Genomic DNA, 19,419 nt, shown 5'->3' with positions numbered 1-19,419 from the left:
AAATTCCTAAAAAGGAGGCGAAAAATGTCTGAGGAAATCAAAAACGAAGAAGTAAAAGAAGAGGAAGTTGTGGAAACAGCTGAAGAAACAACTCCTGAGAAGTCTGAGTTGGACTTGGCAAATGAACGTGCGGACGAGTTCGAAAACAAATACCTTCGCGCTCATGCAGAAATGCAAAACATCCAACGCCGTGCTAATGAAGAGCGTCAAAACTTGCAACGCTATCGTAGTCAAGACTTGGCAAAAGCAATCTTCCCATCGCTCGACAACCTAGAACGCGCCCTTGCCGTTGAAGGCTTGACAGACGACGTCAAAAAAGGATTGGAGATGGTGCAAGAAAGCTTGATTCATGCTTTGAAAGAAGAAGGAATCGAAGAAATCGCAGCTGATGGCGAATTTGACCATAACTATCATATGGCCATCCAAACTCTCCCAGCAGACGACGAACATCCAGCAGATACCATCGCGCAAGTCTTTCAAAAAGGCTATAAACTCCATGACCGCATCCTACGCCCAGCGATGGTAGTGGTCTATAACTAGGCTAGAAAACCTAAAAAACCTTGTCCGAAACGACAATAAACTATGAAGAAAGATAAGAAGCAAGCCGGAGGCTTGCAAGGAAGATATTTCCCGCCGTGGTGAAAGTTTCAGTAGCGTGTGCTACTGAAACAGGGGATTTTTTGAGACAATTGGCTCAAAAATAAGTGATGAAATCCCGAAGGGAGTTGCTTACGTCCCCACCACTTAAGGGAAATATCAAAAAATCAAAAAGAAAGAATATAAAATTTAAGGAGAAAAACACATGTCTAAAATTATCGGTATTGACTTAGGTACAACAAACTCAGCAGTTGCAGTTCTTGAAGGAACTGAAAGCAAAATCATCGCAAACCCAGAAGGGAACCGCACAACTCCATCTGTAGTATCATTCAAAAACGGAGAAATCATCGTTGGTGATGCTGCAAAACGTCAAGCAGTTACAAACCCAGATACAGTTATCTCTATCAAATCTAAGATGGGAACTTCTGAAAAAGTTTCTGCTAACGGAAAAGAATACACTCCACAAGAAATCTCAGCTATGATCCTTCAATACTTGAAAGGTTATGCTGAAGACTACCTTGGTGAAAAAGTAACCAAAGCAGTTATCACAGTTCCAGCTTACTTCAACGATGCTCAACGTCAAGCAACAAAAGACGCTGGTAAAATCGCTGGTCTCGAAGTAGAACGTATCGTCAACGAACCAACAGCAGCAGCCCTTGCTTATGGTTTGGACAAGACTGACAAAGAAGAAAAAATCTTGGTATTTGACCTTGGTGGTGGTACATTCGACGTATCTATCCTTGAATTGGGTGACGGTGTCTTCGATGTATTGTCAACTGCAGGGGATAACAAACTTGGTGGTGACGACTTTGACCAAAAAATCATTGACCACTTGGTAGCAGAATTCAAGAAAGAAAACGGTATTGATTTGTCTACTGACAAAATGGCAATGCAACGTTTGAAAGATGCGGCTGAAAAAGCTAAGAAAGACCTTTCTGGTGTAACTTCAACACAAATCAGCTTGCCATTTATCACTGCTGGTGAAGCTGGCCCTCTTCACTTGGAAATGACTTTGACTCGTGCGAAATTTGACGATTTGACTCGTGACCTTGTAGAACGTACAAAAGTTCCAGTTCGTCAAGCCCTTTCAGATGCAGGTTTGAGCTTGTCAGAAATCGACGAAGTTATCCTTGTTGGTGGTTCAACTCGTATCCCAGCCGTTGTAGAAGCTGTGAAAGCTGAAACTGGTAAAGAACCAAACAAATCAGTGAACCCTGACGAAGTAGTTGCTATGGGTGCGGCTATCCAAGGTGGTGTCATCACTGGTGATGTTAAAGACGTTGTCCTTCTTGACGTAACACCATTGTCACTTGGTATCGAAACAATGGGTGGTGTCTTCACAAAACTCATCGACCGTAACACAACTATTCCAACATCTAAATCACAAGTCTTCTCAACAGCAGCAGACAACCAACCAGCCGTTGATATCCACGTTCTTCAAGGTGAACGCCCTATGGCAGCAGATAACAAGACTCTTGGGCGCTTCCAATTGACAGACATCCCAGCTGCACCTCGTGGTATCCCACAAATCGAAGTAACATTTGACATTGACAAGAACGGTATCGTATCTGTTAAAGCTAAAGACCTTGGAACTCAAAAAGAACAAACAATCGTCATCCAATCAAACTCAGGTTTGACTGACGAAGAAATCGACCGTATGATGAAAGATGCAGAAGCAAACGCTGAAGCAGATAAGAAACGTAAAGAAGAAGTTGACCTTCGTAACGAAGTAGACCAAGCAATCTTTGCTACTGAAAAGACAATCAAGGAAACTGAAGGTAAGGGCTTTGACGCAGAACGTGATGCTGCCCAAGCTGCCCTTGATGACCTTAAGAAAGCGCAAGAAGACAACAACTTGGACGAAATGAAAGCAAAACTTGAAGCATTGAACGAAAAAGCTCAAGGACTTGCTGTGAAACTCTACGAACAAGCCGCAGCAGCCCAACAAGCTCAAGCAGGAGCAGAAGGTGCACAAGCAACAGGAAACGCAGGCGATGACGTCGTAGACGGAGAGTTTACGGAAAAATAAGATGCAAAGCCCGTTAAAACCTCACAGTGAAAATAGGAAATCTGACGCAGAAACTTTAGTTTCTAGGAAGATTTGCACCCAAAAGTAGCCATATCTGTAATTCGCTAACGCGAAAACAGCTACGTCTCTTTTTCACGATGGGATGAGGTGTAAGGAGACTGTTATGAAAGTTAGAGAATTAATTAAGGAACTGAAAGAGCGAGGTTTGGATGTTCATGATGAATACGCATTAAAATCTAATCCTCCATATGTTGCGTTATACTACTCTGAAAAGATGCGTGGTAGGAAGTTTTTAGAAATTTATGAAGATAAAAATAATGATGTTACTCGGGTGAAGTTTCATAAAGAAACAGTTTCGCCCACTTCTCTACTGGAATTTATTGAAAAAACGGGAGATGGTAGCCCTATCACGAAACAAATAAAAGTTGGAAACGGTAGCAATGAAGATTATATTGAGGTTGCTATTTCTAGTTACAACGTAGTCAAAGAGCTTTGTCAAATTAGAAAAAAATGACGCTATAATTTCCATTTTTAAATGCTTAATTACTCAAGCTGAGAAGACAGAGGTTGCAACCCAGCCTCTGTTTTTCGGTAAAAAGGGACTGAACCTGATTTGTTTGGGTTTTGTCTCAACAATATAAAAGAAAGGAATTGAACTCGACCTAAATTCTCGGAAAAAAGAGAAATCTGTCTAGGAGCATCGCTCCAGCGTCAGATTTCCTATTTTTCAGTCGAATTTTACGGTCTTGGTATCTTGTATGAACAATACTGAATTTTATGATCGTCTGGGGGTGTCAAAAAACGCTTCGGCAGACGAGATCAAAAAGGCTTATCGTAAGCTTTCCAAAAAATATCACCCAGATATCAACAAGGAGCCTGGAGCTGAGGAAAAATACAAGGAAGTTCAAGAAGCTTATGAGACTTTGAGTGATGACCAAAAACGTGCAGCCTACGACCAATATGGGGCTGCGGGTGCCAACGGTGGCTTTGGTGGTGCTGGCGGTTTCGGTGGCTTTGACGGAGCAAGTGGCTTCGGTGGTTTTGAAGATATCTTCTCAAGTTTTTTCGGAGGAGGCGGAGCTTCGCGCAATCCAAACGCTCCTCGTCAAGGTGACGACCTCCAGTACCGTGTGAACTTGACCTTTGAAGAAGCTATCTTCGGAACTGAAAAAGAAGTCAAGTACAACCGTGAAGCCAGCTGTCGTACATGTAATGGATCTGGTGCTAAGCCAGGGACAAGTCCAGTCACTTGTGGACGCTGTCATGGCGCTGGTGTTATTAACGTCGATACGCAGACTCCTCTTGGTATGATGCGTCGTCAAGTAACCTGTGATGTCTGTCATGGTCGCGGAAAAGAAATTAAAGATCCATGTACTACATGTCACGGAACAGGTCATGAAAAACAAGCTCATAGCGTACATGTAAAAATCCCTGCTGGTGTGGAAACAGGCCAACAAATCCGCTTAGCTGGTCAAGGCGAAGCAGGCTTTAACGGTGGACCTTACGGGGACTTGTACGTGGTGGTTTCAGTTGAAGCTAGTGATAAGTTTGAACGTGAAGGAACGACTATCTTCTACAATCTGAACCTCAACTTTGTCCAAGCAGCCCTTGGAGATACTGTGGAAATTCCAACCGTGCATGGTGATGTCGAATTGGTCATCCCAGAAGGAACTCAGACTGGCAAGAAATTCCGTCTACGTGGTAAGGGAGCACCGAGCCTTCGTGGCGGTGCCGTTGGTGACCAATACGTTACTGTCAATGTCGTGACTCCGACAGGTTTGAACGACCGCCAAAAAGCAGCCTTGAAGGAATTCGCAGCTGCAGGTGACTTGAAAGTCAATCCAAAGAAAAAAGGCTTCTTTGACCACATAAAAGATGCCTTTGAAGGAGAATAAAGTAAAAAGAGCCGATTGGCTCTTTTTTGTTATCTTTGAAAATTTAGCACCGAGAAACTCATTCTTTAGCTGGTTGGCTATTTAGCTCTTTGAGTAAGCAGGCCAGCTGCATCCATCTCTCGGATGAGTTGCTTGATTTCCGCTTCTTTACCTGACTTAACGGTGACGGTATCAATGTGTTTGATTGCTGAATTATCCTGAATATCCACCAAAGTCAAAGCTTTTTCATAGAATGCAATTCCCCTTTTTAGACTTTCCTGATCATTCCAAAAGAGAATTGAGTAATTGGGATTAAATTTCTTTCCGATTTCTTGGAGATACTTCTCGCCCTCCTCCTCTAAAAATTGTATTAAACCATGATTGAATAAGTTGTCTCCAACTTTATAGTATGAAATCTCTCCTGTCTGTAGGACATAGACTTCGAGTCGGTTTTTGGTGAGTTTTGGACTTTCTTTTAGGACGGTGTGACTATTGATAACCTCATCTGAGAAAGTAACATAAAAATTTAAGCCTCCACCCTCGAATTGATAGTGTCCATTTGATTCTACTTTCTTAGGAGGCATGTCAAGGGAGATAAAGATTTGTTTTAAGGCTTCATTCCCCTCACGGATGTCACTTGGTGAAGCCTTGAAAAGATTCATCAGTAGTAGAAATGCTAGGACCGCAAGAAGGCAGAGACAGCCACAAGGGATCGCGATGACCTTCGCTAGAACTTTTAAAAACTGTTTCATTTTCACTCCCTCCCTTTTCTGTTCGAATCTAGTAATCCAAAATGGATTTAAGGAAAGTTGGAGGATTTCTTATTCTTGTTTTTCTTCTTGGAGGACCGCCATTCTAGTTTGGAAATCTTTTTCTAAAACTTTGAACTTGTAGGTTAAATCTTTTTGGTATTCCTTGATAAGGGCTTTTTGTTGGTCGATGATTTGTAGGCTGTTTTGGATGATATCCAAATCATCCTTGATAGCTTCGACGCGGTCAGTTGTATCTAGCACTTCATCCTGAATGGCTTGGCGATTTTTCACAACAAAATAACTTCCAGCTGCAGCTCCTGCAAATAGCAGTAGATTTGATAGTTTCATGGCAACTCCTTAGGTGTTTCTAATGGTTTCAGCGACTTGGGCAAGTTTGTCAAAGTCTGGTTCGTGGGCGATAAAGTCAATCTTAAGGTCATCTTCTGCACCGTAGCGAGGTACGAGGTGCACGTGAGTATGAAAGACCGTTTGACCAGCAACTTCCTCGCAGTTGGCGATGATATTCATACCAGCAGCCTTGGTAGCTTTCATAACTTTTTGAGCCACTGTTGGCACTTGGGCAAATAGTTGGCTGGCGCTAGTAGCGTCCATCTCCAAAAGATTGCGGTAGTGCTCTTTTGGTACGACCAAGGTGTGTCCAGGCGTTACTTGAGAGATATCAAGGAAGGCAAGAACCTGCTCATCCTCGTATACTTTTGAAGCAGGAATCTCCCCTGCGATGATCTTACAAAAAATGCAATCTGACATAAAATCCACCTCTACTGTATTGAATTTTGATATAATATAGCTACATTATACCAGATTCGGAGAAAATATGTTAGAAATTAAAAACCTGACAGGAGGCTATGTTCACGTTCCTGTCTTGAAAGATGTGTCCTTTACAGTTGAAAGTGGGCAGTTGGTTGGTTTGATTGGTCTCAATGGTGCTGGGAAATCAACGACAATCAATGAGATTATTGGTCTTTTGACCCCTTACAGTGGGGAAATCAAGATTAATGGCCTCACCCTGCGAGAAGATGCGACCAACTACCGCAAGCAGATTGGCTACATCCCAGAGACGCCTAGCTTGTATGAGGAATTGACCCTCAGAGAGCATATCGAGACGGTTGCTATGGCTTATGGTATCGATCAGAAAGTGGCTTTTGAGCGTGTAAAACCTTTGTTAAAGATGTTTCGTCTGGATCAAAAATTAGACTGGTTTCCTGTCCATTTCTCAAAAGGAATGAAGCAGAAGGTTATGATTATCTGTGCTTTTGTCGTGGATCCGAGTCTTTTCATCGTTGATGAGCCTTTTCTTGGTCTTGATCCCTTGGCAATTGCCGACTTGATTCAGCTTTTGGAAGTAGAAAAGCAAAAAGGCAAGTCCATTCTCATGAGTACCCATGTTCTGGACTCGGCGGAAAAGATGTGTGACGCCTTTGTCATTCTCCACAAGGGGGAGATGCGGGCTCAGGGGAACCTCCAGCAACTCCGCGAGGCCTTTGATATGCCTGATGCTAGTTTGAACGACATTTACTTGGCTCTGACCAAAGAGGAGGAGCTATGAAAGACTTGTTTTTAAAGCGAAAACAGGCTTTTCGTAAGGAATGTGTCGGTTATCTGCGCTATGTTCTCAATGACCACTTTGTCTTGTTCCTGCTGGTTCTCATTGGTTTTCTAGCTTACCAGTACAGTCAACTCTTGCAAGATTTTCCTGAAAATCATTGGCCTATTCTCTTGTTTTTGGGGATTGTCTCTGCCTTGCTTTTAGCTTGGGGAGGAATCGCGACCTACATGGAAGTACCTGACAAACTCTTTCTCTTAGTCAGTGAAGAGGAGATCATGTCCCACCTCAAAGGGCAGACGGTGCGCTCACTGGTCTTTTGGCTATTGGTACAGACTCTCTGCTTACTTCTTTTTGCGCCCTTATTTTTAGCCATGGGCTATGGTTTGCCAGTCTTTCTCATCTATGTGCTTTTATTGGGAACTGGGAAATACCTCCTCTTTCGCCAAAAAGCCAGCAAATTTTTTACTGAAACTGGGCTGGACTGGGACTATGTCATTGCCCAAGAAAGCAAACGCAAGCAACTCTTGCTTCGTTTCTTCGCTCTCTTTACTCAGGTCAAGGGCATTTCAAACAGTGTCAAGCGTCGTGCTTATCTGGATTTCATCCTAAAGACTGTTCAAAAGGTGCCAGGGAAGATCTGGCAAAACCTCTATCTCCGCTCTTATCTGCGAAATGGGGATCTCTTTGCCCTCAGTCTCCGCCTCTTGCTCCTATCCTTGTTAGCTGAGATCTTTATCGAGCAGTCTTGGATTGCGACGGCAGTGGTTGTCCTGTTTAACTATCTCTTGCTCTTCCAGTTGCTAGCACTCTATCATGCCTTTGACTACCAGTACTTGACCCAGCTCTTTCCTTTAGAAAAGGGTGAAAAAGAAAAGGGCTTAAAACAGATTGTAGTCGGTGTTGGAAGTGTAGTTCTTTTGTTGGAAATGCTAGTCGGAACAGTGATTTTTCAAGAAAAAATAGCCTTGTTGACTCTTGTAGGGGCTAGTCTCTTCCTACAATTGTTTTATTTACCTTACCAACTGAAAAGATTGGTTGACGAATAGACCAAAAACTAGTAGAATAGTAAGGAAACTTTATACGGAGGAAAGAAATGGACTTGGGTGATAATGAGCTAACGCTGACCCCGATACCTGGGAAGAGCGGCAAGGCTTATATGGGAAGCTACCCTGATGGGAAGCGCGTCTTTGTAAAAATGAACACCTCTCCAATCCTACCTGGCCTTGCCAGAGAACAAATCGCTCCTCAATTACTATGGACTCGTCGTTTGCCAGATGGTCGTGATATGTGTGCCCAAGAATGGTTGACGGGTAAAATCTTGACACCGCACGATATGAACCGCAAGCAGATCATCAATATCTTGACACGTCTCCACCGCTCACGTCCCTTGATGAAGCAGTTGAGCCGTTTGGGATATACCATGGAGACGCCAGTAGACTTGTTGCAGTCTTGGAGGCAAGAAGCACCTGAAGTCTTGAAACGACATCAGTACTTAAATTCGGTGATTGATGATTTGCGCAGGACGGTTCCAGGATTTAGGGAAGACCATGCAACGATTGTGCATGGTGATCTTCGCCATAGTAATTGGATTGAGACAGAGAGTGGGCTTGTTTATCTAGTGGATTGGGATTCGGTTCGCCTGACGGATCGCATGTTTGATGTGGCGCATTTGCTATGCCACTACATTCCAGATCATCAGTGGCGCCAATGGTTGAGAGACTACGGCTATAAGTACAATCAGACAGTGTTAGATAAATTGTATTGGTACGGTCAGTATTCTTACTTGAGCCAGATTGCCAAATACTTTGTAAATCAAGATTTAGATAATGTAAACCGGGAGATTTATGCCTTGCGTGTCTTCCGTGACAAGTATGGAAAGAAGAGATGAGAGTTAGGAATCGTAAAGGGGCGACAGAGTTACTAGAGGCCAATCCCCAGTATGTTGTCCTCAATCCCTTGGAATCCAAAGGGAAATGGAGAGACTTGTTTGGAAATGATCATCCTATTCATGTAGAAGTTGGAAGTGGGAAAGGGGCCTTCGTATCAGGTATGGCCAAGCAAAATCCTGACATCAACTACATCGGGATTGACATCCAAAAGTCGGTATTGAGTTATGCCTTGGACAAGGTGCTTGAAGTTGGAGTGCCCAATATCAAGTTGTTGTGGGTAGATGGTTCGGATTTAACTGACTACTTTGAAGACGGTGAGATTGATCGTCTCTACCTAAACTTTTCTGATCCTTGGCCTAAAAAACGCCATGAAAAACGTCGTTTGACCTACAAGAGTTTCTTGGATACCTTCAAGCGCATTTTGCCTGAGAATGGGGAAATCCATTTCAAGACAGACAATCGTGGCTTGTTTGAGTACAGTCTAGTGAGTTTTTCTCAGTATGGGATGAAACTCAATGGTGTTTGGCTGGACCTGCATGCCAGTGATTTTGAAGGCAATGTCATGACGGAATATGAGCAAAAATTCTCCAACAAGGGTCAAGTGATCTACCGAGTTGAGGCAGAATTTTAAGAAATAGCTTGAAAACCAGCCGTTTGAGTGCTTATGCTTTACATAAATTGACAAACGTGCTATACTGATAGTAAGAATATGAGAAAGAGAGGCGGGGAAATATCTTCGCCTCTTGCTTATGAGGAGGTGGACGCAATCGCAACAATCGTAGAATTAGTCAGAGAAGTTGTAGAACCTGTCATCCAAGCGCCTTTCGAGCTCGTAGATATCGAGTATGGAAAGATTGGCAGTGACATGATTCTCAGTATTTTTGTAGACAAACCTGAAGGAATTACCTTGAACGACACGGCAGACTTGACAGAAATTATCAGTCCTGTCTTAGACAACATCAAGCCCGATCCCTTCCCAGAACAATATTTCTTAGAAATCACCAGTCCAGGTTTGGAACGTCCTTTGAAAACCAAGGATGCAGTCGCTGGAGCAGTTGGGAAATACATTCATGTCGGGCTTTACCAAGCCATCGATAAGCAAAAAGTCTTTGAAGGTACCTTGCTATCCTTTGAAGAGGATGAGTTGACCATGGAGTATATGGACAAAACACGTAAGAAAACCGTCCAAATTCCATACAGTTTAGTATCAAAAGCACGTTTAGCAGTAAAACTATAGAAAAGAAAGGATAGCTTTTGAGGATTCAAAAGTGAAGAAAACATGAGTAAAGAAATGCTAGAGGCCTTCCGCATTTTGGAAGAAGACAAGGGAATCAAAAAAGAAGATATCATCGACGCAGTAGTAGAGTCGCTTCGTTCCGCTTATCGCAGACGCTATGGTCAATCAGACAGCGTAGCTATTGACTTCAACGAAAAAACAGGTGACTTTACAGTTTATACTGTCCGTGAAGTTGTAGATGAAGTATTTGATAGTCGTTTGGAAATCAGCTTGAAAGATGCCCTTGCCATTAATTCAGCCTATGAACTTGGTGATAAAATCAAGTTTGAAGAAGCGCCAGCTGAGTTTGGTCGTGTAGCAGCCCAATCTGCCAAACAAACCATCATGGAAAAAATGCGCAAGCAAACACGTGCCATCACTTACAATACTTACAAGGAACATGAACAAGAAATCATGTCTGGTACAGTAGAACGTTTTGACAACCGTTTCATCTATGTCAATCTTGGTAGCATCGAAGCTCAATTGTCAAAACAAGACCAAATCCCTGGAGAAGTTTTTGCTTCTCATGATCGTATCGAAGTTTATGTTTACAAGGTTGAAGACAACCCTCGTGGTGTCAACGTCTTTGTCAGTCGTAGCCATCCAGAAATGATCAAACGCTTGATGGAGCAAGAAATTCCCGAAGTCTACGATGGAACTGTCGAAATCATGAGCGTAGCCCGTGAAGCTGGTGACCGTACTAAAGTTGCCGTTCGTAGCCACAATCCAAACGTGGACGCTATCGGGACAATCGTTGGGCGTGGTGGTGCCAATATCAAGAAGATCACCAGCAAGTTCCACCCAGCTCGCTACGACGCTAAGAGCGACCGTATGATTCCTGTAGAAGAGAACATTGATGTTATCGAGTGGGTAGCGGATCCAGCTGAGTTTATCTACAATGCCATCGCACCTGCAGAGGTTGACCAAGTTATCTTTGATGAAAACGACAGCAAACGTGCCTTGGTCGTTGTACCTGATAACAAGCTTTCTCTTGCCATCGGTCGTCGTGGACAAAACGTTCGCTTGGCAGCTCACTTGACGGGCTACCGTATCGATATCAAGTCTGCCAGTGAGTTTGAAGCTATGGAAGAAGCAGGTCAAGTTGATTACGCAGTTGCGGATGAATTGATCGAAGAATAAAAGCTGCTAGAGGAGGGAAAGATGAAAACAAGAAAAATCCCTTTGCGCAAGTCTGTTGTATCCAACCAAGTGATTGATAAGCGTGATTTGCTGCGCATTGTCAAGAACAAGGAAGGGCAAGTCTTTATCGATCCGACAGGCAAGGCCAATGGCCGCGGCGCTTATATCAAACTAGACAATGCAGAAGCCCTAGAGGCGAAAAAGAAGAAGGTCTTTAACCGCAGCTTTAGCATGGAAGTGGATGAAAGCTTTTATGATGAGTTGATCGCTTATGTGGATCACAAAGTGAAAAGAAGAGAGTTGGGACTTGAATAAGCAAAAGATAAGCAATCTCTTGGGACTGGCTCAACGAGCAGGCAGGATCATATCGGGTGAGGAATTGGTAGTCAAGGCCATTCAAGAACAGAAAGCCAAGCTAGTCTTTCTAGCCCATGATGCTGGCCCTAATCTAACCAAGAAGATTCAAGATAAAAGTGACTATTATCAAGTAGAAGTTATAACCGTGTTTTCAACACTGGAATTAAGCATAGCAGTCGGAAAATCAAGAAAGGTTTTGGCTGTGACAGATGCTGGATTTACAAAGAAAATGAGGTCTCTTATGGAATAGAAGAGGAGGACATGATTTGTCTAAGAAAAGATTGTACGAAATCGCAAAAGAACTTGGAAAAGAAAGTAAAGAAGTTGTAGCGCGTGCAAAAGAGTTGGGCTTGGATGTAAAAAGCCACTCATCGAGCGTGGAAACTGCTGCTGCTGAGCAAATCGCAGCTAGTTTTAAATCTGCACCTGCTCCTAAGGCAGAAGCAAAACCTGCAGCACCAAAAGCAAGTGTAGAAAAGAAAGCTGAAAAGCCTGCATCAGCTAAACCAGCTGCCGCTAAGGAAGAAAAAGTGGTGGCTGCAAGACCGCAGAGCCGAAACTTCAAGGCGGAGCGTGAGGCGCGTGCCAAAGAGCAGGCAGAACGACGCAAACAAAATAAGGGAAACAACCGTGACCAACAACAAAACGGCAACCGTCAGAAAAACGATGGCCGTAATGGTGGCAAACCTGGTCAAGGAAATCGCGACAATCGCCGTTTCAACGACCAAGGGAAAAAACCACAAGGTCAAGGGAATCGTGGCAATGATCGCCGTCAGCCGCAAGACTTCCAGCCAAAACCAGCTGGGCCACGTGTTGACTTTAAAGCCCGTGCAGCAGCCCTAAAAGCAGAGCAAAATGCAGAGTACGCACGCTCAAGCGAGGAGCGCTTCAAACAATCGCAAGCTGCCAAAGAAGCCTTGGCTCAAGCTAATAAACGCAAGGAACCTGAGGAAATCTTTGAGGAAGCTGCTAAGCTAGCTGAACAAACGCAGCCAGCCGTAACAGTAGCTCCTGTAGCGAAAGAAGCGCCAGTGGATACACGTCGTAAAAAACAAGCTCGACCAGACAAAGAACGTGACGATTATGATCACGAAGAAGATGGTCCTAGAAAACAACAAAAGAATCGAAGTAGTCAGAATCAAGTGAGAAATCAAAGAAATAGTAACTGGAATAACAACAAGAAAAATAAAAAAGGGAACAAGCAAAACAACCGTAACCAGACTCCAAAACCTGTTACAGAGCGTAAGTTCCACGAATTGCCAACGGAATTTGAGTATACAGATGGTATGACCGTTGCTGAAATCGCAAAACGTATCAAACGTGAACCAGCTGAAATCGTTAAGAAACTCTTTATGATGGGTGTCATGGCCACACAAAACCAATCCTTGGATGGGGAAACAATTGAACTCCTCATGGTGGATTACGGTATCGAAGCCAAACAAAAGGTTGAAGTGGATAATGCCGACATCGAACGATTCTTTGTCGAGGATGGCTATCTTAATGAAGATGAATTAGTTGAGCGTCCACCAGTTGTAACCATCATGGGACACGTTGACCATGGTAAAACTACCCTTCTAGATACCCTTCGTAACTCTCGTGTTGCAACAGGAGAAGCAGGAGGTATCACTCAGCATATCGGTGCCTACCAAATCGTGGAAAATGGCAAGAAGATTACCTTCCTTGATACACCAGGACACGCGGCCTTTACATCTATGCGTGCGCGTGGTGCTTCTGTTACCGATATTACCATCTTGGTTGTAGCGGCAGATGACGGGGTTATGCCTCAAACTATCGAAGCCATCAACCACTCAAAAGCAGCGAACGTTCCAATCATCGTAGCCATCAACAAGATTGATAAACCAGGTGCCAACCCAGAACGCGTTATCGGTGAATTGGCTGAACACGGTGTCATGTCAACTGCCTGGGGTGGAGATTCTGAATTTGTCGAAATCTCAGCTAAATTCAACCAAAACATCGATGAACTCTTGGAAACGGTCCTACTTGTAGCTGAAATCCAAGAACTCAAGGCCGACCCAACAGTTCGTGCGATCGGTACAGTTATCGAGGCTCGCTTGGATAAAGGAAAAGGTGCGGTCGCAACCCTTCTTGTCCAACAAGGTACTTTGAATGTTCAAGACCCAATCGTTGTTGGTAATACTTTCGGACGTGTCCGTGCTATGACAAATGACCTTGGTCGTCGTGTCAAGGTTGCTGGACCATCAACGCCAGTTTCTATCACAGGTTTGAACGAAGCACCAATGGCGGGTGACCACTTTGCCGTTTACGAAGATGAAAAATCTGCGCGTGCAGCCGGTGAAGAGCGTGCAAAACGTGCCCTCATGAAACAACGTCAAGCTACCCAACGTGTCAGCCTTGAAAACCTCTTTGATACGCTTAAGGCAGGTGAACTCAAGTCAGTCAATGTTATCATCAAGGCCGACGTCCAAGGTTCGGTTGAAGCCCTTTCTGCCTCACTTCAAAAGATTGACGTAGAAGGTGTGAAAGTTACTATCGTTCACTCGGCAGTTGGTGCTATCAACGAATCTGACGTGACCCTTGCGGAAGCTTCAAATGCCTTTATCGTTGGTTTCAACGTACGCCCTACGCCACAAGCGCGTCAACAAGCAGAAGCTGACGATGTAGAAATCCGTCTCCACAGCATTATCTACAAGGTTATCGAAGAGATGGAAGAAGCCATGAAAGGGATGCTTGATCCAGAATTTGAAGAAAAAGTTATCGGTGAAGCAGTTATCCGTGAAACCTTCAAGGTATCTAAAGTGGGAACCATCGGTGGATTTATGGTTACTAGCGGTAAAGTTACCCGTGATTCTAAAGTCCGTGTAATCCGTGACGGTGTTGTTATCTATGACGGTGAACTCGCAAGCTTGAAACACTACAAAGATGACGTCAAAGAAGTTACAAACGGTCGTGAAGGTGGTCTCATGATTGATGGCTACAATGATATCAAGATGGATGATGTGATTGAGGCCTACGTCATGGAAGAAATCAAGAGATAAGATTTTTGCTCCTTTCTTAGGTGGTGAGGGACGCAAGCAAACCGATGGTTTCATTGCTTATTTTTGAGCCTAGGGTCTCAAAAATCCCCTGTGATGGGACTGATAAATCAGTTCCATCACTTTCACCACAGCGAAAGAAGCAGGTGGTTTCAAATTGAACTTCGTTTCAATTTGAAATGAAAATCAATAAGTTTAAAAATAGCTAGGTCTGCTGGCCTAGCTTTTGGTTCAAAGTAGAGAAAGGAATATCATGGCAAATCATTTCCGTACGGATCGTGTAGGCATGGAAATCAAGCGTGAAGTCAACGAGATTTTGCAAAAGAAGGTCCGTGATCCGCGTGTCCAAGGTGTGACCATTACAGATGTTCAGATGCTGGGTGACTTGTCTGTTGCCAAGGTTTACTACACCATTTTGAGTAACCTTGCTTCGGATAATCAAAAAGCTCAAATCGGGCTTGAAAAAGCAACTGGTACGATCAAACGTGAACTTGGTCGCAATTTGAAATTGTACAAAATCCCAGATTTAACCTTCGTCAAAGATGAGTCCATTGAATATGGAAACAAGATTGACGAGATGCTACGTAATCTGGATAAAAATTAAGAAAGAGGGGCAACCCTCTTTTTTGGTGTATGCTAATCGTCCTTATGGTATAATATAAGCAGCAAAATCATTTTAGAACATACATGGAGGTCGTCATGGATAATATCATCGATGTGTCAATTCCCGTTGCAGAAGTGGTGGATAAGCATCCAGAAGTCTTGGAAATCCTAGTGGAGCTTGGTTTTAAACCACTTGCTAATCCCTTGATGCGCAACACAGTCGGTCGCAAAGTATCGCTCAAACAGGGTTCTAAGCTCGAAGGAACTCCTATGGACAAGATTGTCCGCACGCTAGAAGCGAATGGTTACGAAGTGATTGGATTAGACTAATGGCAGATGAACGGATTCATATCCTACGGGATATTTTGTTAGAATTGCACAATGGCGCCTCTCCTGAGTCAGTTCAGGAGCGTTTTGATGCGACCTTTACAGGTGTGTCAGCCATCGAAATTTCCCTCATGGAGCACGAGCTGATGAACTCAGACTCAGGAGTCACTTTTGAAGATGTCATGGAGCTCTGTGATGTCCATGCCAATCTTTTTAAAAATGCTGTTAAGGGTGTCGAAGTAGAGGATACAGAGCACCCAGGTCACCCAGTTCGGGTCTTCAAGGATGAAAATCTGGCCCTCCGCGCTGCCTTGATTCGCATTCGGAGACTGTTAGATACCTATGAGTCTATGGAAGACGAGGAAATGCTGGCAGAAATGCGCAAGGGTTTGGTCCGTCAAATGGGGCTTTTGGGGCAATTTGATATCCACTACCAGCGCAAGGAAGAGCTCTTCTTTCCCATCATGGAGCGCTATGGTCACGATTCACCTCCAAAAGTTATGTGGGGAGTGGATGACCAGATTAGGGAACTCTTTCAAACAGCTCTAACGACAGCCAAGTCACTTCCAGAAGTGTCGATTAGCAGTGTGAAAGAAGATTTTGAAGCTTTTGCGACAGAGTTTGAAAGTATGATTTTCAAGGAAGAGTCCATCCTCCTCATGATTCTCCTCGAGTCTTTCACCCAGGACGATTGGATTCAGATTGCGGAGGAGAGCGATGCCTATGGCTATGCCATCATCCGTCCGTCTGAGAAATGGGTTCCAGAACGACAGCGTTTTGTTGAGGAAAAGAGTGCAGAGGAGCCCGTGCAACTAGACACGGCTGAAGGTCAAGTGCAGCAAGTTATCGATACGCCAGAAGGTCAGTTTACCATTACCTTTACCCCTAAGGAAAAGGAAGCAGTGCTGGACCGCCATAGTCAACAGGCTTTTGGCAATGGCTATCTCTCTGTTGAGCAGGCCAACCTCATCCTCAATCACCTCCCCATGGAGATTACCTTTGTCAATAAAGACGATATTTTTCAGTATTACAATGACAATGCGCCAGCTGATGAGATGATTTTCAAACGGACGCCGTCCCAAGTCGGGCGCAATGTAGAACTCTGCCATCCGCCCAAGTACTTAGACAAGGTGAAGGCCGTTATGAAAGGTCTTCGTGAAGGGGTCAAGGACAAGTATGAAATGTGGTTCAAGTCAGAGTCACGAGGCAAGTTTGTCCACATAACCTATGCCGCGGTACACGATGAAGACGGAGAATTTCAAGGGGTGTTGGAGTATGTTCAGGATATCCAGCCCTACCGTGAGATTGATACGGACTATTTCCGTGGATTAGAATAAGGAGAATCAATGAGTTACGAACAGGAATTTATGAAGGAATTTGAAGCCTGGGTCAATACCCAGATCATGATCAACGACATGGCGCACAAGGAAAGTCAAAAGGTCTACGAGGAAGATCAAGACGAGCGTGCCAAAGATGCCATGATTCGCTACGAAAGCCGCTTGGATGCCTACCAGTTCTTGCTTGGTAAGTTTGAAAATTTCAAGGCGGGCAAGGGATTCCATGACTTGCCAGAGGGCTTGTTTGGCGAGCGAAATTATTAAAATAGTGATACTTTCTTGATTTTTCGCCGAAATCTTGATAGAATATCTTTATTAAATCCTTGTCAAATCAGGGATTTTTTATTGAAAGGATTTTATCATGTCAAAGAAACTCCAACGTAAAAAACAATTGCGAAATAGCCTCCGTCGCTCAGGTGCATTTTCAAGTACTGTGACTAAGGTTGTCGAAGAGACCAAAAAAGTCGTGAAACACGCAGAAAAGTCTGCCAGCGAAGCAGGAAAAGTTGTCTCTAAAAAAGTGGAACAAGCAGTAGAAGCGACCAAGGAACAAGCTCAAAAAGTAGCCAGTTCAGTAGAAGATTTCGCAGCTACTTTGGGTGGCCTCTCAGTAGATCGTGCTAAGACTTTCTATGATGAAGGTATCAAGTCGGCTGCTGACTTTAAAAACTGGACGGAAAAAGAACTCCTTGCTTTGAAAGGAATCGGCCCAGCTACCATCAAGAAATTAAAAGAACACGGAATCAGCTTCAAGTAATTTTTCTTGTCCCTTGCATTTCTGTGAAAAACTTGCTACAATAAAGCCATCAGAGGTGTTTTGAATCCCACATTTTACAGAAAGTGGCGGTGCTGAGAAGTCCACAAATGTGTCAAAATTGGTTGCTGATGGATGAAAATGAAATATTAGAATAGTCTTTTTGTTTCCTTTTAGGACTAGGCAGCGAGTTGTAGGCTGTACTGAAGTACGTCAAAGCGAGCTAACGACATCATAAAAGAGAAACAAGAAGACTAGAGTTGCGGGCATCTGCCCGAAATTGGGTGGTACCGCGGATAAACACATTCGTCCCTGTCATGTAGATGGCAGGGGCATTTTTTATGGGAAGCGAGGTAGGAAGATGGAGCAAGCACAATTACCAGAACGATTAGAAACCGAACGGCTAGTTTTACGAGTCCGTACAGTGGCGGATGCCGAGGATATCCATGCCTACGCTAGTTTGCCAGAGGTCGCCTATCCAGCAGCATTTCCGCCCGTCAAGACCTTGGAAGATGAGATTTATTATCTAGAGCATATCCTTCCCGAGCGTAATGAAAAGAACAATCTCCCAGCGGGCTATGGAATTGTCGTTAAAGGAACCGATAAGGTCATCGGCTCTGTTGATTTCCCTCGTCGTCATGAGGATGATGTCTTGGAGATTGGCTATATCTTACATCCAGACTATTGGGGTCTAGGTTATGTTCCAGAGGCGGCACGTGCCTTGATTGATGAGGCTTTTAAAGAACTTGGTCTTCACAAGGTTGAACTATCTTGCTACAGCCATAATCTCCAAAGTCAACGAGTTGCAGAAAAACTTGGCTTTACCTTAGAAGCTCGCATAAGAGACCGCAAAGATGCTCAAGGCAACCGCTGTGACAGTCTGATATATGGCTTGCTGAGGAGTGAGTGGGAGAGTTTAAACTGTTAGTTGAACTGTTCGAGAAAATCGAACAGTTGGGATGTATTGAAGAATTTTGAAAGCGAGGTTAGAAGATTGGAAATAAGCCAGATTATTACTCTAATTAGTGGAGCTGGTCTAGGGGCTATCTTGAGTGCGATTTTAGTGTTTGTAAATAATAGTAAAAGAAATTGGCTTGATTATATTACTAAGGAAAGAACAGAATGGAGAAAAAGTATAAAGTTGATAATTGTTGATTTACTAGACGGAAAAAATAGGAAATCTGCAGTTAGTAGACTTAAATCACAAATCAATCCATATGGCTCTGATATGAATGTAAAATATGTTAATGAGTATTACATGAAAGATGGACATATTTGGGATCTTTTAAGTAATTTTGATTACTCAGAGGAAAAGTCACAAAAGCTCAGTCAATACCTAGAACTGCTCCTGAAATATGATTGGGAACGTTCGAAAAATGAGGTAGGAATTGGTCGTACTGCCCTATGGAATCTTTTAAGATGGGGACTGATATTTTTAAATACAATAATGTTTTTCTGGGCAAACAATGTAAACGACATACTCAATATATATCTATCTTTTTTTCAACTTATTTTTTTAATTTTGCAATATTTCCTGATAAAATTGCTATCTAAGCTCAATTTTGATTCGCGAAAAGAAAAAATAATTTTATTCCTTTCTTTCATAATGGCGTTTGTATTCCCTTATTTATATTCACTTTATTTAACAATTATTTTATTAAATTTTTATAATCTGATTAAAGTGAATTTGCTAGTAGACATCCTGCCAGTAATCTTAGTGTTAATTATAATTTCTTCAGAAATTTTTTTCCTTTATCAAATTTTCGATATAGGTCACAAATATATTTCTCAAATAAAAAAGATAGAAAAAAATAAGACAGATTTAGAGTTGAAATATTACGGAATTTATAATTTAAATTATAGATTGAAACAAAAATCATGGGATATAAAATATAATATAACA

Annotated in this window: 23 protein-coding genes; 20 read left to right on the top strand and 3 right to left on the bottom strand. The window is 43.0% G+C overall.

Annotated elements, in window-relative coordinates:
• Window positions 1–24: 24 nt before the first annotated feature.
• The 4 genes from grpE (at window position 25) to dnaJ (ending at window position 4,521) form a co-directional block, all read left to right on the top strand.
• Window positions 25–540 carry a nucleotide exchange factor GrpE gene (gene grpE, locus HMPREF9965_RS05130; RefSeq protein WP_001288014.1) on the top strand — a complete coding sequence of 172 codons (516 nt, stop codon included), beginning with the start codon at window positions 25–27 and terminating at the stop codon, window positions 538–540.
• 262 nt (window positions 541–802) lie between these two features.
• The gene (gene dnaK / locus HMPREF9965_RS05125; protein WP_000034667.1) at window positions 803–2,626 is read left to right on the top strand and encodes a molecular chaperone DnaK; all 1,824 of its coding nucleotides are present in this window, start codon (window positions 803–805) and stop codon (window positions 2,624–2,626) included.
• A 163-nt stretch (window positions 2,627–2,789) separates the two neighbouring features.
• Entirely contained in the window at window positions 2,790–3,140 is a 351-nt protein-coding gene (locus tag HMPREF9965_RS05120) for a hypothetical protein (protein ID WP_000868201.1), read from the top strand.
• 244 nt (window positions 3,141–3,384) lie between these two features.
• Window positions 3,385–4,521 carry a molecular chaperone DnaJ gene (gene dnaJ / locus HMPREF9965_RS05115; RefSeq protein ID WP_001066318.1) on the top strand — a complete coding sequence of 379 codons (1,137 nt, stop codon included), beginning with the start codon at window positions 3,385–3,387 and terminating at the stop codon, window positions 4,519–4,521.
• A gap of 77 nt (window positions 4,522–4,598) precedes the next feature.
• Here the strand turns inward: dnaJ and HMPREF9965_RS05110 are convergent, their stop codons facing one another.
• From HMPREF9965_RS05110 to HMPREF9965_RS05100, 3 genes are all read right to left on the bottom strand, one after another.
• The gene (locus tag HMPREF9965_RS05110; protein ID WP_000808738.1) at window positions 4,599–5,252 is read right to left on the bottom strand and encodes a hypothetical protein; all 654 of its coding nucleotides are present in this window, start codon (window positions 5,250–5,252) and stop codon (window positions 4,599–4,601) included.
• Window positions 5,253–5,321: 69 nt separating this feature from the next.
• The gene (locus HMPREF9965_RS05105; RefSeq protein WP_000777740.1) at window positions 5,322–5,600 is read right to left on the bottom strand and encodes a hypothetical protein; all 279 of its coding nucleotides are present in this window, start codon (window positions 5,598–5,600) and stop codon (window positions 5,322–5,324) included.
• Between the two features lie 9 nt (window positions 5,601–5,609).
• Entirely contained in the window at window positions 5,610–6,020 is a 411-nt protein-coding gene (locus HMPREF9965_RS05100) for an HIT family protein (protein WP_001278324.1), read from the bottom strand.
• A gap of 67 nt (window positions 6,021–6,087) precedes the next feature.
• Between HMPREF9965_RS05100 and HMPREF9965_RS05095 the strand changes: the two genes are divergently transcribed.
• The 16 genes from HMPREF9965_RS05095 to HMPREF9965_RS05020 all read left to right on the top strand — a co-directional run.
• Entirely contained in the window at window positions 6,088–6,819 is a 732-nt protein-coding gene (locus tag HMPREF9965_RS05095) for an ABC transporter ATP-binding protein (RefSeq protein ID WP_000889933.1), read from the top strand.
• Complete coding sequence (locus HMPREF9965_RS05090; protein ID WP_000653785.1) at window positions 6,816–7,865, top strand: ABC transporter permease; 1,050 nt, start codon at window positions 6,816–6,818, stop codon at window positions 7,863–7,865. The genes HMPREF9965_RS05095 and HMPREF9965_RS05090 overlap by 4 nt, the downstream gene beginning before the upstream one ends.
• A 47-nt stretch (window positions 7,866–7,912) precedes the next feature.
• A complete protein-coding gene (gene ccrZ / locus HMPREF9965_RS05085; RefSeq protein ID WP_000363016.1) occupies window positions 7,913–8,707 on the top strand; it encodes a cell cycle regulator CcrZ in 795 nt (264 codons plus the stop codon).
• Complete coding sequence (trmB, locus tag HMPREF9965_RS05080) at window positions 8,704–9,339, top strand: tRNA (guanosine(46)-N7)-methyltransferase TrmB (RefSeq protein WP_001266105.1); 636 nt, start codon at window positions 8,704–8,706, stop codon at window positions 9,337–9,339. Before ccrZ ends, trmB begins: the two co-directional genes overlap by 4 nt.
• Before the next feature lie 126 nt (window positions 9,340–9,465).
• The gene (gene rimP, locus HMPREF9965_RS05075; protein ID WP_000338689.1) at window positions 9,466–9,945 is read left to right on the top strand and encodes a ribosome maturation factor RimP; all 480 of its coding nucleotides are present in this window, start codon (window positions 9,466–9,468) and stop codon (window positions 9,943–9,945) included.
• 42 nt (window positions 9,946–9,987) lie between these two features.
• The gene (gene nusA / locus HMPREF9965_RS05070) at window positions 9,988–11,124 is read left to right on the top strand and encodes a transcription termination factor NusA (protein ID WP_000032280.1); all 1,137 of its coding nucleotides are present in this window, start codon (window positions 9,988–9,990) and stop codon (window positions 11,122–11,124) included.
• 21 nt (window positions 11,125–11,145) lie between these two features.
• Window positions 11,146–11,439, top strand: coding sequence for an RNase P modulator RnpM (gene rnpM, locus HMPREF9965_RS05065; RefSeq protein WP_000857571.1), 294 nt, complete (start codon window positions 11,146–11,148; stop codon window positions 11,437–11,439).
• On the top strand, window positions 11,432–11,731 hold the full coding sequence (locus tag HMPREF9965_RS05060) for a YlxQ-related RNA-binding protein (RefSeq protein WP_001041400.1): 300 nt from the start codon (window positions 11,432–11,434) through the stop codon (window positions 11,729–11,731). The genes rnpM and HMPREF9965_RS05060 overlap by 8 nt, the downstream gene beginning before the upstream one ends.
• 16 nt (window positions 11,732–11,747) lie before the next feature.
• Window positions 11,748–14,498, top strand: a complete 2,751-nt coding sequence (gene infB, locus HMPREF9965_RS05055; RefSeq protein ID WP_000039233.1) for a translation initiation factor IF-2 — start codon at window positions 11,748–11,750, stop codon at window positions 14,496–14,498.
• 250 nt (window positions 14,499–14,748) lie between these two features.
• Entirely contained in the window at window positions 14,749–15,099 is a 351-nt protein-coding gene (gene rbfA, locus HMPREF9965_RS05050) for a 30S ribosome-binding factor RbfA (RefSeq protein WP_001273601.1), read from the top strand.
• A 95-nt stretch (window positions 15,100–15,194) separates the two neighbouring features.
• Window positions 15,195–15,428 carry a DUF1858 domain-containing protein gene (locus tag HMPREF9965_RS05045; RefSeq protein ID WP_000368739.1) on the top strand — a complete coding sequence of 78 codons (234 nt, stop codon included), beginning with the start codon at window positions 15,195–15,197 and terminating at the stop codon, window positions 15,426–15,428.
• Window positions 15,428–16,762, top strand: a complete 1,335-nt coding sequence (locus tag HMPREF9965_RS05040; RefSeq protein ID WP_000752868.1) for a DUF438 domain-containing protein — start codon at window positions 15,428–15,430, stop codon at window positions 16,760–16,762. Before HMPREF9965_RS05045 ends, HMPREF9965_RS05040 begins: the two co-directional genes overlap by 1 nt.
• A 9-nt stretch (window positions 16,763–16,771) precedes the next feature.
• Entirely contained in the window at window positions 16,772–17,026 is a 255-nt protein-coding gene (locus tag HMPREF9965_RS05035) for a DUF1912 family protein (RefSeq protein WP_000119707.1), read from the top strand.
• Between the two features lie 97 nt (window positions 17,027–17,123).
• On the top strand, window positions 17,124–17,519 hold the full coding sequence (locus HMPREF9965_RS05030) for a helix-hairpin-helix domain-containing protein (RefSeq protein ID WP_000038701.1): 396 nt from the start codon (window positions 17,124–17,126) through the stop codon (window positions 17,517–17,519).
• Window positions 17,520–17,877: 358 nt separating this feature from the next.
• Window positions 17,878–18,444 (top strand): GNAT family N-acetyltransferase, encoded by a 567-nt coding sequence (locus HMPREF9965_RS05025; RefSeq protein ID WP_000434139.1) that lies wholly within the window; start codon window positions 17,878–17,880, stop codon window positions 18,442–18,444.
• A 36-nt stretch (window positions 18,445–18,480) separates the two neighbouring features.
• Window positions 18,481–19,419 (top strand): hypothetical protein (locus HMPREF9965_RS05020; protein WP_255264841.1); only part of this gene is annotated, 939 nt, incomplete at its 3' end.

This window comes from Streptococcus mitis bv. 2 str. SK95 (genome assembly GCF_000222705.1).
GTDB classification, from domain to species: Bacteria; Bacillota; Bacilli; order Lactobacillales; family Streptococcaceae; genus Streptococcus; species Streptococcus mitis_AY.
The sequence above is the reverse complement of the archived record's forward strand: the minus strand, read 5'-3'. Positions and strand labels throughout refer to the sequence as shown.

Excerpts from the sequence above, each read along its gene's own strand:
- grpE (WP_001288014.1), top strand. The coding sequence starts at position 25 with ATGTCTGAGGAAATCAAAAACGAAGAAGTAAAAGAAGAGGAAGTTGTG.
- dnaK (WP_000034667.1), top strand. The coding sequence starts at position 803 with ATGTCTAAAATTATCGGTATTGACTTAGGTACAACAAACTCAGCAGTT.
- HMPREF9965_RS05120 (WP_000868201.1), top strand. The coding sequence starts at position 2,790 with ATGAAAGTTAGAGAATTAATTAAGGAACTGAAAGAGCGAGGTTTGGAT.
- dnaJ (WP_001066318.1), top strand. The coding sequence starts at position 3,385 with ATGAACAATACTGAATTTTATGATCGTCTGGGGGTGTCAAAAAACGCT.
- HMPREF9965_RS05110 (WP_000808738.1), bottom strand. The coding sequence starts at position 5,252 with ATGAAACAGTTTTTAAAAGTTCTAGCGAAGGTCATCGCGATCCCTTGT.
- HMPREF9965_RS05105 (WP_000777740.1), bottom strand. The coding sequence starts at position 5,600 with ATGAAACTATCAAATCTACTGCTATTTGCAGGAGCTGCAGCTGGAAGT.
- HMPREF9965_RS05100 (WP_001278324.1), bottom strand. The coding sequence starts at position 6,020 with ATGTCAGATTGCATTTTTTGTAAGATCATCGCAGGGGAGATTCCTGCT.
- HMPREF9965_RS05095 (WP_000889933.1), top strand. The coding sequence starts at position 6,088 with ATGTTAGAAATTAAAAACCTGACAGGAGGCTATGTTCACGTTCCTGTC.
- HMPREF9965_RS05090 (WP_000653785.1), top strand. The coding sequence starts at position 6,816 with ATGAAAGACTTGTTTTTAAAGCGAAAACAGGCTTTTCGTAAGGAATGT.
- ccrZ (WP_000363016.1), top strand. The coding sequence starts at position 7,913 with ATGGACTTGGGTGATAATGAGCTAACGCTGACCCCGATACCTGGGAAG.
- trmB (WP_001266105.1), top strand. The coding sequence starts at position 8,704 with ATGAGAGTTAGGAATCGTAAAGGGGCGACAGAGTTACTAGAGGCCAAT.
- nusA (WP_000032280.1), top strand. The coding sequence starts at position 9,988 with ATGAGTAAAGAAATGCTAGAGGCCTTCCGCATTTTGGAAGAAGACAAG.
- rnpM (WP_000857571.1), top strand. The coding sequence starts at position 11,146 with ATGAAAACAAGAAAAATCCCTTTGCGCAAGTCTGTTGTATCCAACCAA.
- rbfA (WP_001273601.1), top strand. The coding sequence starts at position 14,749 with ATGGCAAATCATTTCCGTACGGATCGTGTAGGCATGGAAATCAAGCGT.
- HMPREF9965_RS05045 (WP_000368739.1), top strand. The coding sequence starts at position 15,195 with ATGGATAATATCATCGATGTGTCAATTCCCGTTGCAGAAGTGGTGGAT.
- HMPREF9965_RS05040 (WP_000752868.1), top strand. The coding sequence starts at position 15,428 with ATGGCAGATGAACGGATTCATATCCTACGGGATATTTTGTTAGAATTG.
- HMPREF9965_RS05035 (WP_000119707.1), top strand. The coding sequence starts at position 16,772 with ATGAGTTACGAACAGGAATTTATGAAGGAATTTGAAGCCTGGGTCAAT.
- HMPREF9965_RS05030 (WP_000038701.1), top strand. The coding sequence starts at position 17,124 with ATGTCAAAGAAACTCCAACGTAAAAAACAATTGCGAAATAGCCTCCGT.
- HMPREF9965_RS05025 (WP_000434139.1), top strand. The coding sequence starts at position 17,878 with ATGGAGCAAGCACAATTACCAGAACGATTAGAAACCGAACGGCTAGTT.